Annotated in this window: 12 protein-coding genes; 9 read left to right on the top strand and 3 right to left on the bottom strand. The window is 75.8% G+C overall.

The genetic code is table 11. The features are described from left to right. The first annotated feature begins 18 nt into the window (after positions 1-18). The 3 genes from ACQ614_RS04695 (at position 19) to ACQ614_RS04685 (ending at position 4,025) form a co-directional block, all read left to right on the top strand. Positions 19-2,463, top strand: coding sequence for a SpoIIE family protein phosphatase (locus ACQ614_RS04695; protein ID WP_431676886.1), 2,445 nt, complete (start codon positions 19-21; stop codon positions 2,461-2,463). Between the two features lie 143 nt (positions 2,464-2,606). Continuing rightward, positions 2,607-3,110 (top strand): methylated-DNA--[protein]-cysteine S-methyltransferase, encoded by a 504-nt coding sequence (locus ACQ614_RS04690; RefSeq protein WP_431676885.1) that lies wholly within the window; start codon positions 2,607-2,609, stop codon positions 3,108-3,110. Positions 3,111-3,341: 231 nt separating this feature from the next. Next, on the top strand, positions 3,342-4,025 hold the full coding sequence (locus tag ACQ614_RS04685) for a PP2C family protein-serine/threonine phosphatase (RefSeq protein WP_431676884.1): 684 nt from the start codon (positions 3,342-3,344) through the stop codon (positions 4,023-4,025). Positions 4,026-4,047: 22 nt separating this feature from the next. On the opposite strand, the gene ACQ614_RS04680 is transcribed toward ACQ614_RS04685, so the two are convergent. Further along, positions 4,048-4,746 carry an alpha/beta hydrolase gene (locus tag ACQ614_RS04680; RefSeq protein WP_431676883.1) on the bottom strand — a complete coding sequence of 233 codons (699 nt, stop codon included), beginning with the start codon at positions 4,744-4,746 and terminating at the stop codon, positions 4,048-4,050. A gap of 116 nt (positions 4,747-4,862) precedes the next feature. Here ACQ614_RS04680 and ACQ614_RS04675 point away from each other — a divergent pair, with 116 nt between their 5' ends. Next, positions 4,863-5,444 (top strand): GNAT family N-acetyltransferase, encoded by a 582-nt coding sequence (locus tag ACQ614_RS04675; protein WP_431676882.1) that lies wholly within the window; start codon positions 4,863-4,865, stop codon positions 5,442-5,444. Here the strand turns inward: ACQ614_RS04675 and ACQ614_RS04670 are convergent. Then, entirely contained in the window at positions 5,435-6,022 is a 588-nt protein-coding gene (locus ACQ614_RS04670) for a hypothetical protein (protein ID WP_431676881.1), read from the bottom strand. The genes ACQ614_RS04675 and ACQ614_RS04670 overlap by 10 nt on opposite strands. 505 nt (positions 6,023-6,527) lie before the next feature. On the opposite strand from ACQ614_RS04670, the gene ACQ614_RS04665 reads away from it, so the two are divergent. Next, complete coding sequence (locus ACQ614_RS04665) at positions 6,528-6,920, top strand: transglycosylase family protein (RefSeq protein WP_431676880.1); 393 nt, start codon at positions 6,528-6,530, stop codon at positions 6,918-6,920. A gap of 111 nt (positions 6,921-7,031) precedes the next feature. Here the strand turns inward: ACQ614_RS04665 and ACQ614_RS04660 are convergent, their stop codons facing one another. Next, positions 7,032-9,815: an AAA family ATPase gene (locus ACQ614_RS04660; protein WP_431676879.1), complete on the bottom strand. Its 2,784-nt coding sequence runs from the start codon at positions 9,813-9,815 to the stop codon at positions 7,032-7,034. Between the two features lie 288 nt (positions 9,816-10,103). Between ACQ614_RS04660 and ACQ614_RS04655 the strand changes: the two genes are divergently transcribed. The 4 genes from ACQ614_RS04655 to ACQ614_RS04640 all read left to right on the top strand — a co-directional run bounded on the left by ACQ614_RS04655 (position 10,104) and on the right by ACQ614_RS04640 (position 14,770). Beyond that, positions 10,104-10,775, top strand: a complete 672-nt coding sequence (locus ACQ614_RS04655) for an esterase/lipase family protein (protein ID WP_431676878.1) — start codon at positions 10,104-10,106, stop codon at positions 10,773-10,775. A gap of 116 nt (positions 10,776-10,891) precedes the next feature. Further along, the gene (locus ACQ614_RS04650) at positions 10,892-12,127 is read left to right on the top strand and encodes an FUSC family protein (protein WP_431676877.1); all 1,236 of its coding nucleotides are present in this window, start codon (positions 10,892-10,894) and stop codon (positions 12,125-12,127) included. Positions 12,128-12,368: 241 nt separating this feature from the next. Then, positions 12,369-13,460, top strand: a complete 1,092-nt coding sequence (locus ACQ614_RS04645) for a glycoside hydrolase family 19 protein (protein WP_431676876.1) — start codon at positions 12,369-12,371, stop codon at positions 13,458-13,460. A gap of 191 nt (positions 13,461-13,651) precedes the next feature. After that, on the top strand, positions 13,652-14,770 hold the full coding sequence (locus ACQ614_RS04640; RefSeq protein WP_431676875.1) for a PQQ-dependent sugar dehydrogenase: 1,119 nt from the start codon (positions 13,652-13,654) through the stop codon (positions 14,768-14,770). Positions 14,771-14,776: the final 6 nt, after the last annotated feature.

Below are 14,776 nucleotides of genomic sequence, written 5' to 3'. Positions count from 1 at the left end.
ACGGCGGGAAGAGCATCGATGCACGAAACAGCCGACGCACCGGAGAGCGGACATCCCTCCCCGGCGGGGACGGCTGCGGCCGTCGTCGGCCCGGACGGCGTGCTGACCGCCTGGAGCCCCGGCGCGCAGCACCTGCTCGGCCACCGCCCGGACGAGGTCCTCGGCCGCCCCGCCGCCGACCTGCTCGCCGCACCGCCGCCCCCCGCCGCCCGCGAGCACATCGAGGACGGCGCGGAGTGGAGCGGCCGGATCGCCCTGCGCCACCGCGACGGCCGGACCGTCCACGCCGACCTCCGCGCCACCCCCCTGCACACCGCCGACACCGCGCCCGCCTGGGCCGTCACCGCCTCCCCGGCGGCCGGCGACGGCGCCGCCGGCGCGCAGCAGCTCCGCGAATGGGCCTTCGCCCAGCTGCCCATCGCCGTCGGCGTCTACGACCGGGACACCCGCCTGGTCGGCGCCAACAACGAAGTGCTGCGGATCATGGGCGAGGTCGACGAACCCCTCGGCCGGCTCATGGCGGACGTCGTCGGCCGCTGCTCCGGACTGCCCCGCGACCGGCTCCGCGACCTGATGGGCCACGTCCTCACCGCCGGCGAGACCGTCCGCGACGAGAACTTCGTCCACACCCCCAGCGAGGCCGGCACCCAGGCCTGGACGACCGTCCTCTACCCGCTCAAGAGCCCCGACGGCGGCGTCCGCGGCGTCGCCATCGGCGGACTCGACACCACCGACCAGTACCGGGCCCGGCAGCGGCTCGCCGTCGTCAGCGCGGCCGGCGTCCGCATCGGCACCACCCTCGACGTCACCCGCACCGCCCAGGAACTCGCCGACGTCGCCACCGAGCGGTTCGCCGACTTCGTCAGCGTCGACCTGCTCGACAGCGTCTTCCACGGCACCGAGGCCTTCCCCGGCAGCGAGCACGGCCCGCACCCCGCCGTCGGGCCGCCCGTATTCCGCCGGGCCGCCGAACAGTCCGTCCTGGTGGGCTGCCCCGAGTCCGCCGTCCCGCACGGCCAGACCGACCACCTGCCCGCCGACTCCCCGATGGCCCGCGCCCTCGCCACCGGACGGCCCTCACGGCACCACATCGACGACCCCGACGTCCGGCGCTGGCTCGCCGTCGACCCCGTCCGGGCCCGGCGCGCCGCCGAGGCCGGCAGCCACTCGATGATCGTCGCCCCGCTGCTCGCCCGCGGCACCACCCTCGGCATAGTCCTCTACGTCCGGCACCGCACCGACCAGGACTTCGACGCCGACGACCTGCTCCTCGCCGAGGAGATCACCGCCCGGGCCGCCCTCAGCATCGACAACGCCCGCCGCTACACCTTCGAACGCAACACCGCCCTCGCCCTCCAGCGCAGCATGATGCCGCACCGCGCCCCCCGGCAGGCCGCCGTCGAGGTCGCCTCCCGCTACCTGCCGGCCGGCCCGCAGGCCGGCGTCGGCGGCGACTGGTTCGACGTCATCCCGCTCTCCGGTGCCCGCGTCGCGCTGGTCGTCGGCGACGTCGTCGGCCACGGCATCCAGGCCTCCGCCACCATGGGCCGGCTGCGCACCGCCGTCCGCACCCTCGCCGACGTCGACATCCCGCCCGACGAACTCCTCACCCACCTCGACGACCTCGTCCTGCGGCTCGACCGGGAGGCCGACCCGCGCACCGCCGAGGCCGACGGCCGCGAAGCCGGCGACGTCGGCGCCACCTGCCTCTACGCCGTCTACGACCCGGTCTCCCGCCGCTGCACCCTCGCCCGGGCCGGCCACCCCGGGCCGGCCGTCGTCCGCCCCGGCGGCGCCGTCCACTTCCCCGAACTGCCCGCCGGACCACCGCTCGGACTCGGCGGCCTGCCCTTCGAATCCGCCGAACTCGACCTGCCCGAAGGCAGCGTCCTCGCCCTCTTCACCGACGGCCTGGTCGAATCCCTCGACCACGACGTCGACAACGGCATCGACCGGCTCACCCGCGCGCTCGCCCGCGGCGGGCCCGCCCTCGAGCAGACCTGCGACGACATCCTGAAACTGCTGCTCCCGGAGACCCCCTCCGACGACATCGCCCTGCTGCTCGCCCGCACCCGCGCCCTCGACGCCTCCCAGGTGGCCACCTGGGACGTTCCCCCCGACCCCGCCGCCGTCTCCCACGCCCGCCGGCTCGCGGCCCGGCAACTCGCCGCCTGGGGGCTGGGCGCCGCCACCTTCGTCACCGAACTCGTCGTCAGCGAACTGGTCACCAACGCCATCCGCTACGGGCGCCCGCCCATCGAACTGCGGCTCATCCACGACAGCAGCCTCATCTGCGAGGTCTCCGACACGAGCAGCACCGCCCCCCACCTGCGGCGCGCCCGCAGCTTCGACGAAGGCGGCCGCGGCCTCCTGCTGGTCGCCCAGCTGACCCAGGGCTGGGGGACCCGGCACACACCCTTCGGAAAGACCATCTGGACCGAACAGACACTCCCCGCGGGGTAAAGGGGTCGACCCCTCGGGGTGGCCGCCGAGGGCCATGTCCGAAATCCGCCGGTCGGCGGGGTGGGGAGGCGGCACAGTGGAGGTCGGCGGCCGGATGCACCCCGGGTGCAGGGCTGCCGGGAGGATCGGAGAGGAACGGGAACATGACGCTGTACACCACTGTCGACAGCCCGGTCGGCGCGCTGCTGCTGGTCGGGGAGGAGTCGGCGACCGCGGCGGGCGGCGTTGCGCTGGCCTCGGTGTCGCTGCCGGGGCAGAAGCGCGGTGCGGTCGTCCAGGAGGGCTGGCGGCGGGACGACGCGGCCTTCGGTGAGGTCTCCGCCCAGCTGCGCGCCTACTTCGCGGGTGAGGCGACCGGCTTCGACGTGGAGTGCACCCCCCGCGGCACCGACTTCCAGCGCCGGGTGTGGGCCGCCCTGGAAGCCGTCCCGTACGGGACCACGACGACCTACACCACGATCGCGGTGGCGGCCGGCTCGCCCGGCGCGATGCGTGCGGTCGGCGCCGCGATCGGGGCCAACCCGCTGCTGATCGTCCGGCCCTGCCACCGCGTGGTCGGCGCCGACGGCTCCCTCACCGGCTACGCGGGCGGCCTCCCCGCCAAGCAGCACCTGCTCGCCCACGAGGGCGCCCGGCCCGCCGGCTGAGGCGGCAACGCGGGTCGTGCCGGTGCGCGCTGACGGGCGGACAGTTCCGCGGCCGTCTGGCAGGATGGCCCGCCGATGACCGAGACGGAGTGCGTGGAGTGCGGGGGGACGGTCGCCCCCGACGGCCGGTGCTGGGACTGCGGTGCGCAGCAGCCGGAGTTCAGGTCGAGGGTGGAGCTGGTCGCGGACGGCGGGGCCGCGGGGGTGTGCGACCGCGGTAGGCACCGCGGGGTGAACGCGGACGCCATGGCACTGACCAGGGTGGGGCCGTGGACGATCGGGGTGGTCTGCGACGGGGTGTCGATGGCGCCGCGGGCCGAACGGGCGGCCCGGGTGGCGGCCGAGGCCGGGGCGTCGGCGCTGGCCGCCCGGCTGGCGGAGGGCGTCCTGCCGGAGACCGCGCTCGCCGAGGCGGTGGTCCGCGCGGGCCGGGCGGTGAGCGCGCTCGCCGCCTCACCGGACGCCGCCCCGGCCTGCACCCTGGTCGCGGGCATCAGCGGGCCGGAGGGCATCTGGAGCGCCTGGGTCGGCGACAGCCGGGCGTACTGGCTGCCCGACGAGGGCCCGGGGATGGCGCTCACCGAGGACGACAGCGGTGAACTCGGCTGCCTTGCCGCCTGGTTGGGTGCCGATGCGGGCGAGCCGGTGCCGCAGGTGCGCAGCTACCGGCCGCCGGTGCCCGGCAGGCTGCTGCTGTGCACGGACGGACTGTCGCGCTATCTGCCCACCGCCGGGGAACTCCGGGACACGGCAGACCTCCGGCCGAACGCCTGCCCCGGGCGCAGCCTGCTGCCAGCCGCCCGCGCGCTGGTGGAACACGCCCTGGCCGCCGGCGGCCAGGACAACGTCACCGCCCTGCTCCTCCCGGTCTCGGCGGCCGTGCCGGCCCGGCCCGCGGCGCCCGGCCCTGCCTGAGCAGGGTCGCGGTGGTTCAGGGTCAGCGGGCGCCGGCCAGCTCGACGATCAGCCGGGCCGTGCCGGCCGGATCGACGATCTGGTGCAGGTGGGCGCCGGGCAGGTGCGCCACCCGCCAGCCGCGGTCGCGTGCCTCGGCGGCCACGTCCTCGTACGGGGAGCCGAACAGCAGGTAGGAGCACGGGTGGTCGTCCCAGCCCACGGGGACGGGGATCTGTTGCTCGTAGTAGGAGAGCGGCAGGGCGGGCTGCTCCTCGGTGACCGTCCGCCGCAGCTGCGGATCGGGGAACATCGGGGCGACGTCCGCCTCGTCCCACCAGTCCGTCCAGCGGGGGAGCCGGCCGTCGACGGCCATGGTGCGCAGGACGTCCAGCCGCTCGGGCGGGGCCACCGGGGTGGGCCCGACCCGGGCCGGCAGCGCGGCGTCGACGAAGACCGAGGCGGCGACCGGATGGTCGAGGCCCGCCCGGATCACCGGCAGGAACAGGCCTGCATTGCTGTGGACCACCAGGACCACCGGCACGTCGGCGGGGACGCCCGTGAGACCGTCGCGGACCGCGTCGACGACCCGGGGCCAGTACGGCGGGCCGCCCTCGGCGACGTGCAGCAGCGACGGGACGTGCACCCGGTGCCCTGCCGCGGCCAGTTGCCCGGCCACCGGCCGCCAGGTGGCCGGGCCGACGGACGGACTGTGGACCAGGGCGAAGACCGGCTGCTGCATGGCAGCATCCTGGCGGCGCGCCCGGCGCGCGGCCACCGGATCGGCGGAGAGCGAACATCCCGCACGGGCGGGGGAATCCGGTTGCCCGGGCCCGGCGCCGGTGGTCGAATCGCACGGTGCCGAACCGCCGTGAGACCGAGCGCATGCTGATCCGCCCCTTCACCGGAGCGGACCTCGACGACCTCGCGGCCCTGCACGGCGACCCCGAGGTGATGCGCCGGATCGACGACGGCCGCCCCGTCCCGCGCGCCGTCACGGAGCACGACACGCTGCCCGCCCTGCTCCGCGAGTACCGCGAACTCCCGGCCGGGGCAGGCTGTTTCGCCGCGGTCGAGAGGTCGACCGGCGGCTTCCTCGGGTGGTTCTCGCTGCGCCCGGCGGCAAGCCGTGGCCTGACCGGCGGAACGGAGCTCGGCTACCGGCTGCGGCCCGCCTGCTGGGGGCGGGGGCTCGCCACCGAGGGGGCGCGGGCGATGGTCGGTTCGGCCTTCCGCGATCTGGGGGCCCAGCGGGTGGTGGCCACCACGATGACGGTCAACACCGCCTCCCGCCGGGTGCTGGAGAAGGCCGGGCTGGTGCTCGTCCGGACGTTCTTCGAGGAGTGGCCGGAGTACATCGAGGGTGCCGAGCACGGTGATGTGGAGTACGCGCTGACGCGGCAGGAGTGGGCCCGCCGGGAGGGTTCGGGTCAGCAGTAGGTGATCGGGCGGCCGGTGCGGAGCACGTACTGGGCGGCGCGCAGGTGGACGGCGGTGTAGAAGGCGGCGGACAGGTCCTCGCTCCACGGGCCCGGGCGGGTCCCGGCCAGTGCGGCGGCCGGGCCGTCCAGGAACCAGAAGGTGAGCTGGAGGTTGCTGCTCGCCGTGGGGGTCTCGGGCGGCAGCCCGATCGCCGCGGCCAGCCGCTCGGCGGCGGCGAGCGAGGCGGGGGCGCCGGCGATCACGGTCTCGTCGTCGAAGGCGCAGCCGATCGGCAGCGTGACGGGCGCTTCGAGGGGGGCGGGCACCAGGACCGTCCAGTTGTGGAGAGCCTCGGTCTCGGCGGGGGAGAGGTGCGCCTCGCACAGCCGGGCGAAGCCCTCGACGGGCGGGCTCATCTTCTCCTCGAAGTCCGTGCCGGTGCGCGGGCCGACGCCCGGTGCCGAGGGTGCGGGTCGGTACGGGGGCAGGCCCCGCCGGAGGAGTTCGGCGTCCAGCGCGGTGGCGGTCTCGGCCCAGCCGCCCTCGTGGCTGCCGAACCAGTCCGCCGTCCCGATGTCGACCAGGTAGATGCCCATGGCCGGGACGGTAGGGCCCGCCACTGACAGGGCGGACCCGGAACGGAGCCCCGCAGCACCGCCCGGAGGGCCGCCGCGGTACCGCTGAGCAGCCGGAACGCCACCGTGCGCAGTCGGTGTGACCCAGGCCATCCGGGAGGCGCCGACCGGGGTGCCGGACGCTCGCGGGGTGTCGGCGGGCCTTCACCGAGCGCCGACAATGTGCCCCGCCTCACGCCGCAATCCGGGTGGCGCCGGTCACATCGGCGGGCTTCCGGCGGCCCTCGGGCCCGTGCCTTCGGGGTTCTCTGAAGCCGGATACCTGCGGTAACGGTGCCCCGACCTGCTGGTTTGTGGTCGAACCTTGTTTCGTGGGTGGTGGGTCCCTACCTTCGAAACCAGTGCGGCGGACCGCCTGGCCCGAGGGCCTGGTGATGCCGATGCCGCCGTACCCCATGAACCGCAGGCCGATCGGGTCTGCTGACCCGTGCCCGGGTGTGTCCCGGGCGTGCCCGAAGGGAACCGCATGCTTTTCCGTCACGAGACCGCCGCTGCCACCTCCACCGCCGCCAAGCGCACCAAGCGTCTGCGGATGGCCGTCATGGGCGGCGCACTGGCCGTCCTGCCGGTGGCCGGCCTCGTCACGGCGAACACCGCCTCCGCCGCCCCGGCGTCGACCTGGGACAAGGTCGCCGCGTGCGAGTCCTCGGGCAACTGGGCGATCAACTCCGGCAACGGCTTCTACGGCGGCCTGCAGTTCACCTCCAGCACGTGGGGTGCGTTCGGTGGCCACGCGTACGCCGCGAACGCGCACCAGGCGACCAAGGCGCAGCAGATCGCCGTCGCCGAGAAGGTCCTGGCCGCGCAGGGCCCCGGCGCCTGGCCGGTGTGCTCGGTCAAGGCCGGCCTGACCAAGTAAGACCCGTACGCGACCGCCGCGGCCCCACACCCGGCCCGGCCCCCGCGCACCGCAACGGCCCGTTCCCCCACCAGGGGAACGGGCCGTCCGCATGCCTGCGTCCGGCCGCGCTCAGGCGTGCCGGGCGGCGAGCACCGGCCCGAGCTGGGTGCGGGAGCGGATGCCCAGGGTGGCGAAGATGTTCCGCAGGTGGTGTTCGACGGTGCGCGGGCTGAGCGAGAGCTGCCGGGCGATCTCGTTGTTGGTCGCGCCGTCCGCGGCCTTGCGGGCGATGTGCGCCTGCTGGGCGGTGAGCGCGCCGACGGGAGTCCGGACGACGGGCCCGCCGTGGTCGGCGCCGGCGGCGCGCAGTTCGGTGCGGGCCTCCTCGGCCCACGGCCGGGCGCCGCAGTGCTCGAAGCCGTCCAGGGCCTCGCGCAGGTGGTGGCGGGCCCGGCCGGGGTGCCGGCGGCGGCGCAGGACCTTGCCGAGCTGGAGTGCGGTGCGGGCCTGTTCGAGGACGGAGTCGGCGGCGGCGTGCAGTGCGAGCGCCTCGTGGTGCAGGTCGACGACGGTGTCCGGGGCGCCGCCGTCGGCCTCGGCGAGCAGGGCGCGGCAGCGGGCGGCGAGTGCCCGGGCGTGCTCGCCGGCGCCGCCGGACGCCCAGGCGGAGAACTCGCGCACCGCGGGCCGCGCCTCCTCGGTGCGGCCGGCCCGGACGCAGGCCTCCACCAGGCAGGGCACGGCGAGCAGCCGCAGCGCGAAGTGGCCCTGGGCGGGGCCGGGGGCGGTGAGGGCGAGCAGCCGGGTGGCGGCCCGGTCGTGCCGTCCTGCGGTGGCGTCGCGGCGCGCGAGTGCCCAGGCGCTGACGACCGTGGCGGTGACCAGGCCGTGCGTGACGGCCGTCCGGTCCGCGGCGGCCGCGTGCTCGGCGCACTCGGCGGCGTCGCCGCGGGTGGCGGCGGTGAGCGCGAGGACGGCGTGGTGGTGGGCGGCGGGATTGCGCCGGCCGGTGCGTTCGGCGACGGCGAGGCCCTCGCTGGCGTGGAACTCGGCGCGTTCGGGGAGACCGGCGTACAGCTCGGCGTAGGCGAGCCGTTGCAGCAGGTGCGGGACGGCGGCCTCGTGGCCGTGCGCGCGGGCCAGCGCGATGGCGCGGGCGGCCAGGTCGCGGGCGGCCGCGGCGTCGCCGAGCACGGCGGCCGCGGCCAGCGCCCTGGCCAGTGCGGGCGGCCGGGTCTCGCGGTGGCCGTCCGCCACCGTGCGGCGCAGTTCGGGGATGCTGCGGCTGTAGTGCCGGTCGAGGGCGGCCGCGGTGCCGCGGGCGCTGTGCAGCATCACGGCGGGGACGGCGGCCGTCCGGCCTGCGGGTTCGGGCCGGCGGAGCAGTTCGGCGGTCTCTGCGCGGCAGCCGGCCCGGTCGCCGGCCGTCCAGGCGGCCTCGGCGGCGTGCAGCCGGGCGTCGCGGGCGAGGTCGGGCTCGGCGTCCGCGAGCAGGTCGGCGGCGAGGCCGAGGGTGGCGCGGGCCTGCCGGACGGGTCCGTCGCTGAGTTCGGCCATGCCCAGGGTGTAGGCGGCCCGGCCGCGGACGGTGTGGTCGGCGGGCAGCCGGCGGGCGCGGGCGAGCAGCAGCCGGGCCCGCCCGGTGTCCCCGGCGAGCCGGGCCTGCTCGGCGGCCCGGGCCCAGCGGTCGGCGGCGAGCACGGTCTGCGGGCCGAGTTCGGCGGCGCGGCCGAGCAGGGCGGCGAGCTGGCCGGGCGGCACGGTGGGCCCGGCGGCGCGCACGGCTGCGTCCAGGGCGTCGGCCGCGGCGGGGTCGGGCCCCGGTGCGGCGGCGGCCGCGTGCCAGAGGTGGGCCAGCCGGGGGCCGGTCTCCGCGGTGGCCCGGGCGAGCCTGCGGTGGGCGGTCCGGCGGTCGGCGGCCGTGGCGGACCGGTGCACGGCCGACTGCCAGAGCGGCTCGGTGAAGCGCGGCCGGTCGCCGCCGTCCTGCACGATGCCGGCCAGTCCGGCCGCGGCGAGGCCGGTGGCGAGTCCGCCGACGGGCCTGTCGGGGTCGGGGAACAGCGCGGGGTGCGGGAGGTCGGGGCGGAACGCGGCGGTCTCCTCGGCGAGGGCGAGGGTGAGCAGCGCGGTCCGTTCGGCGTCCGGCAGTGCGGCGAGCCGCGCGGTGTAGCGCTGCAGCAGCGGGACGGCGGGCAGCGGCGAGGGCAGCAGGGCCCGGCCGGAGAGCTGGGCGGGGGTGAGGCGGGCGAGCAGTTCGGCGAGCAGTGCGGGCCGGCCGTGCGCCTCCCGCAGCAGGGCCTCCAGGACGGTCGGCGCGACCGGGCCCGGCGCGGCCTCCCGGACGAGGGCTGCCGCGGCGGCGGCGGGCAGCGGTCCGAGATCGAGGCGGGGCAGGCCGTCGAGGTGCGGGTCGGGCCCGTGGTGGGTGTCGGCGGTGAGCAGCAGGGCGGCCGGGCAGCGGGGGCCGAGCCGGCGGGCGGCCACGGCGAGGGCGGCCCGGGAGGGCTCGTCCCAGTGGTGGACGTCGTCGACGGCGAGCAGGACGGGCCGACGGGCGGTCAGGGCACGCAGCAGGCCGAGCAGGCGGCCCGCGTGGGCCGCCGCCGGGGCCCCGGCGGGCTCGGCGTCCTCGGCAGGTCCGGCGGTGGAGGCGGCTGCGGCGAGGGCGGCTGCGGTGAGTTCGGCGGCGAGCAGGTCGAGGGCTGCGTACGGGAGGCCGGTCTCGGCGGGGTGGCCGTGGGCGGTGACGGTGAGGGCGCCCGCGGCGGCCGCGGTGCGGACGGCCCGGTCGGCCAGCGCGGTGCGGCCGGCGCCGGGCGGGCCGCAGAGCAGCAGGACGCCGCCCTCCGCGGTGCGGGCGCGCCCGACGAGGCCATCCAGGACCCGGATCTCGGTCTCGCGTCCGTGCATGGGCAGCCCTTCCCCGCGTCCTCGGCCGGTCCCGCCCGCGGCGGCGGGGCGCCGGGCGCGCCTCCCGGCGTGCACAGGTCAGCAGAGCGGTCGGTGCCGGTCCAGCCGGTGGGGCGGAAGGCTGTCCGGCTGCCCAGTGGCGGCGGGCTGCGGCTGGGCGGGCGCACAAGGCCGGGACGGGTTGCGGGCACCGGTGGTTTCACCGATTCGCCGGCGTCCGGCGGCGCCGAGACTGTGGGCGCCCTGACGTCCGGTCAGGGTTCCCCCACCCACTGTCTGGAGGTAGGGATGCGCCGGATTCTCGGCTCCCTTTTCCTGTGCCTGGCGGCCGTCACCGCGTTCGTGGTGCCTTCCGGGACGGCCCACGCGGCCGGGCACCGCCCGGTGATCTTCGTGCACGGCTACACCGGCAGCGCGTCCAACTGGACGACCGCGCTCTCGGTGTTCGCGTCCGGCGGCTACGGCTCCTCCGAGCTGTACACCTTCGAGTACGACTGGAACCAGTCGAACCAGACCAGCGCCGCGCAGCTCGCGACCTTCGTCGACCAGGTCCGCGCCCGCACCGGCGCCTCCCAGGTCGACCTGGTCAACCACTCGATGGGCGGCCTGGTGACGCGGTGGTACGTCAAGCAGCTCGGCGGCCACACCAAGGTCGCGCACTGGGCCTCGCTGGCCGGCGCCAACCACGGCACCACCTACGCGGCGAACTGCATCGTCTACCCGTCCTGCCAGGAGATGTACCCGGGCTCGGCCTTCCTGGCCACGCTCAACAGCGGTGACGAGACCCCCGGCAGCACCGCCTACCGCACCTGGTACTCGCCCTGCGACGGCATCATCATCCCGTACACCAGCACCGCCGTCAGCGGCGCCACCAACACCCTGGTGGCCTGCCAGACGCACATCGGCTTCCTGACCGACCTGTCGGTGCTCGCCCAGGTGCGCGGCTTCGTGTCCGCCTGACGCCCGGCGCCCCGCCCCGCCGCCCCACCCCGGTGGCGGGGCGGGGTGTCCGCCGTACCCGGAGGGGTGCGCCGCGTCGCCCGGGTGCGGCGCGGCGCGGCGGGTACAAGGGAATGATGCGCGAACTGTGGACTCGGACGAGCGGCACCGTACGCCGGTGGATCGGGGACCCCACCGTCTCCCTGTACCTGCGGGCCACGGTGGCCGCCACGCTGTCGTACGTCGTCGCGCTGCAGGTCAGCGCCGAGCCGGCGCCGCTGACGGCGCCGCTGACCGCCCTGCTCATCGTCCAGGTCACCGTCTACTCCACGCTGAAGACCAGCATCCGCCGGGTCAACTCGGTGATCGTCGGCGTGCTCATCGCGATCGGCTTCAGCGCGGTGGTCGGGCTCTCCTGGTGGAGCCTCGCCCTGACCATCCTCGCCTCGCTGGTGGTGGGGCACTTCGTGCGCGTCGACGAGTTCGTCAACGAGGTCGCGATCAGCGCCATGCTGATCCTCGGCACCACCCAGCTCGCCTCGCAGGCCTGGGACCGGGTACTGGAGACCCTCATCGGCGCCGGCGTCGGGCTCGCCTTCAACGTCGTCTTCGCGCCGCCGGTCTGGGTCGACACCGCCGGCGAGGCCGTCGAGGGACTCGCCCGCCGCGCCCGCCACCTGCTGCTGGAGATCGCCGACGAACTCGGCGGCCCGGCCCCCGTCGAACAGGCCGCCGCCCGGCTGCACGAGGCCCGCCGCCTCGACCAGGCCATCGCCGACGTCGACGCCGCACTGCGCCAGGCCGAGGACAGCCTGCGGCTCAACCCCAGGGTCAGCGAGGGCCTGCTGTCGCGCATCGTGCTGCGCACCGGCCTGGACACGCTGGAGATCTGCGTGGTCGTCATCCGGGTGCTCACCCGCTCCCTCACCGACCTGGCCAAACGCCGCGACGGCGAACAGCGGCTCTTCCCCCAGGACGTCACGGTGGCGATGGAGGAGCTGCTCGGCCACGTCGGCGGCGCCCTGGTCAGCTTCGCGGTCCTCGTCACGACCCAGGTCAGCCGCAGCGCGGAGGAGGCCGAGGGGCGCCTCACCGCCGAGCTCGCCGCCGCCTGGACCGTCCGCGAGAACGTGGCCCAGCTGCTGCTGCGGCACGTCCAGGAGGACCCGGAGGCCTGGCAGCTGTACGGCTCGGTGCTCGCCGAGATCGACCGGATGCTCGACGAACTCGCCCTGGAACACCGCTCCCGCCGCCTCATGGAGGAACTCGACCGCGCCTCGGCGGCCAACGCCGAACGTCTCGACCGCCTCGGCCGCTTCGCGGGCCTGCGCCGCCTCGTCCGCGGCGGGCGGCTGCGCCGCCGCAAGATCTGACGAATCATCAGAAGTGCTCGACCGGCGCCTTTAGCTGCCCTTAGGGTTCCCTTCAGGCGCACCATCGGTGGCCACCTTGACAGGTATATACCAGTACGGTTGAGTCCTGGTCAGCCCCGCAGCGCGGCCCGCACCCATCGGTTCCCGAGGCCTGCGCGCGGCGGCTCCCTCCCGTCCTCGACTCCGTGCGGCCCCCACCGCACGAAGGGGTGATCACGTGTCAAGGAAGCACCGTCTCCCGGTGAAGCGCCGTTTCCTCGCGGCGGGCGCCGCGGCCGCGGCCGTGGCAGGCCTCGCGGTTGCGATACCCACCGTCGCCTCGGCGGGCAGCTGCGCCGCCGCCTGGAACTCCTCCTCCGTCTACACCGGCGGTATGTCCGCCTCGTACAGCGGCCACAACTGGACCGCCAAGTGGTGGACCCAGGGCGAGACGCCCTCCACCGGCGGCTCCGGCGTCTGGGCCGACCAGGGCAGCTGCGGCGGCGGCGGTGGCAGCACCCCGACGCCGACCGGCAGCAGCTGCGACCACCCCGCCTGGGTGGCCGGCCGGACGTACACCACCGGCAGCATCGTCCGCTACACCGACGGCAAGCTGTACCGGGCCACGCACGACAATCCGGGCTACGACCCGGTGATCTCCACCTGGTACTGGGAGCCCTACACCTGCTCCGGCGGCGGCAGCACCCCGACCCCGACCCAGACCTCGAACCCGGGCGGATTCCCGGTCAGCGAGGCGCAGTTCAACCAGATGTTCCCGAACCGGAACTCCTTCTACACCTACGCCGGCCTCAAGGCCGCGCTGGCCGCCTACCCGGCGTTCGCCAACACCGGCAGCGACACGGTGAAGAAGCAGGAGGCCGCCGCCTTCCTCGCCAACGTCAGCCACGAGACCGGCGGCCTGGTCTACGTGGTCGAGCAGAACACCGCCAACTACCCGCACTACTGCGACTCCTCGCAGCCGTACGGCTGCCCGGCCGGCCAGGCCGCCTACTACGGCCGCGGCCCGATCCAGCTCAGCTGGAACTTCAACTACAAGGCGGCCGGCGACGCCCTCGGCATCGACCTGCTGCACAACCCCAACCTGGTGCAGACCGACTCGTCCGTCGCCTGGAAGACCGGACTCTGGTACTGGAACACCCAGTCCGGCCCCGGCACCATGACGCCGCACAACGCGATGGTGAACGGCGCCGGCTTCGGCGAGACCATCCGCAGCATCAACGGCAGCCTGGAGTGCAACGGGCGCAACCCCGCCCAGGTGCAGAGCCGGATCAACTCGTACCAGAGCTTCACCCAGATCCTCGGCACCGTTCCGGGCAGCAACCTGAGCTGCTGACCCGCGCCGAGGCCGCCGGGCCCGCCGTCCCCCTCGGGCGGCGGGCCCGGCCGCACGCCCGCGTTTCCCCGGCCGGCGCACCCGTGACCCGGGCGGCCGGGCGGGTTCGCCGGGGAAGCCGGGCCGGGATGTGGTGAGGTGGAGAGGATGCCGTCGGCACCGCCGGCGGACGCTCCGGCCGGGAGGTCCCCGTGAAGACGCGCACCGCGACCGTCCTCGCCCTGCTGCCCGTGCTCTGCGCGGCCCTGGCCGGCTGCAGCTCCTCCGCCGCGCCGCCGACCGGGTCCGCGGCCGCCGAGACCCCGGGCACGACGGCCTCCGGCACGGCGACGGCCTCCGCGCCTGCGACGGCCACCGTCGCCGACGGCCTGGACTCGCCCTGGGGCCTCGTCCGCCTCCCGGACGGCGCCCTGCTGGTCGGCTCCCGCGACACCGGGCGGATCGTCCGCATCGACCCCGGCTCCGGCGACCGCACCGACGTCGGCACCGTCCCCGGTGTGCTGCACGCCGGCGAGGGCGGCCTGCTCGGCCTCGCCCTCGGCCCCGACGGGGCGCTCTACGCGTACTACACCGGCACCGACGACAACCGCATCGTCCGCTTCACCTACGACACCTCCCGCCCGGTCGGTGCGCAGCTCACCGAGCCCGCCATCGTCCTCACCGGCATCCCCAAGGGCAACAACCACAACGGCGGCCGGATCGCCTTCGGCCCCGACGGCATGCTCTACGTCGGCACCGGCGAGAGCGGCCGTCCCGCGCTCGCCCAGGACCGCTCCTCGCTCGGCGGCAAGATCCTCCGGATCACCCCCGAGGGCGCCCCCGCCCCCGGCAACCCCTTCCCCGGCTCGCCGGTCTGGTCGCTCGGCCACCGCAACGTCCAGGGCCTCGCCTGGGACGCCCAGGGGCGGCTGTGGGCCTCCGAGTTCGGCCAGAACACCTGGGACGAGCTGAACCTGATCCGCCCGGGCGCCAACTACGGCTGGCCGATCGTCGAGGGGCAGGCCGACCGCCCCGGCTTCACCGACCCCGTCGTCCAGTGGCGCCCCGCGGACGCCTCGCCCAGCGGCATCGCCTTCGCCGACGGTGCGATCTGGATGGCCGGCCTGCGCGGCCAGCGCCTCTGGCGGATCCCGCTCGACGGCGACCGTGCGGCGGGCGACCCCGTCGCCCACCTGGACCACGCCGACGGACGGCTGCGCACCGTGCTCGCCGAGCCCGACGGCACCCTGCTGGTCGTCACCAACAACACCGACGGCCGCGGCGACCCGCGTCCAGGCGACGACCGCGTCCTGCGCTACGACCCGAGCTGACGGGGC

The sequence above is a fragment of the Kitasatospora dryopteridis genome (assembly GCF_050749075.1).
Lineage (GTDB): Bacteria > Actinomycetota > Actinomycetes > Streptomycetales > Streptomycetaceae > Kitasatospora.
The sequence above is the reverse complement of the archived record's forward strand: the minus strand, read 5'-3'. Positions and strand labels throughout refer to the sequence as shown.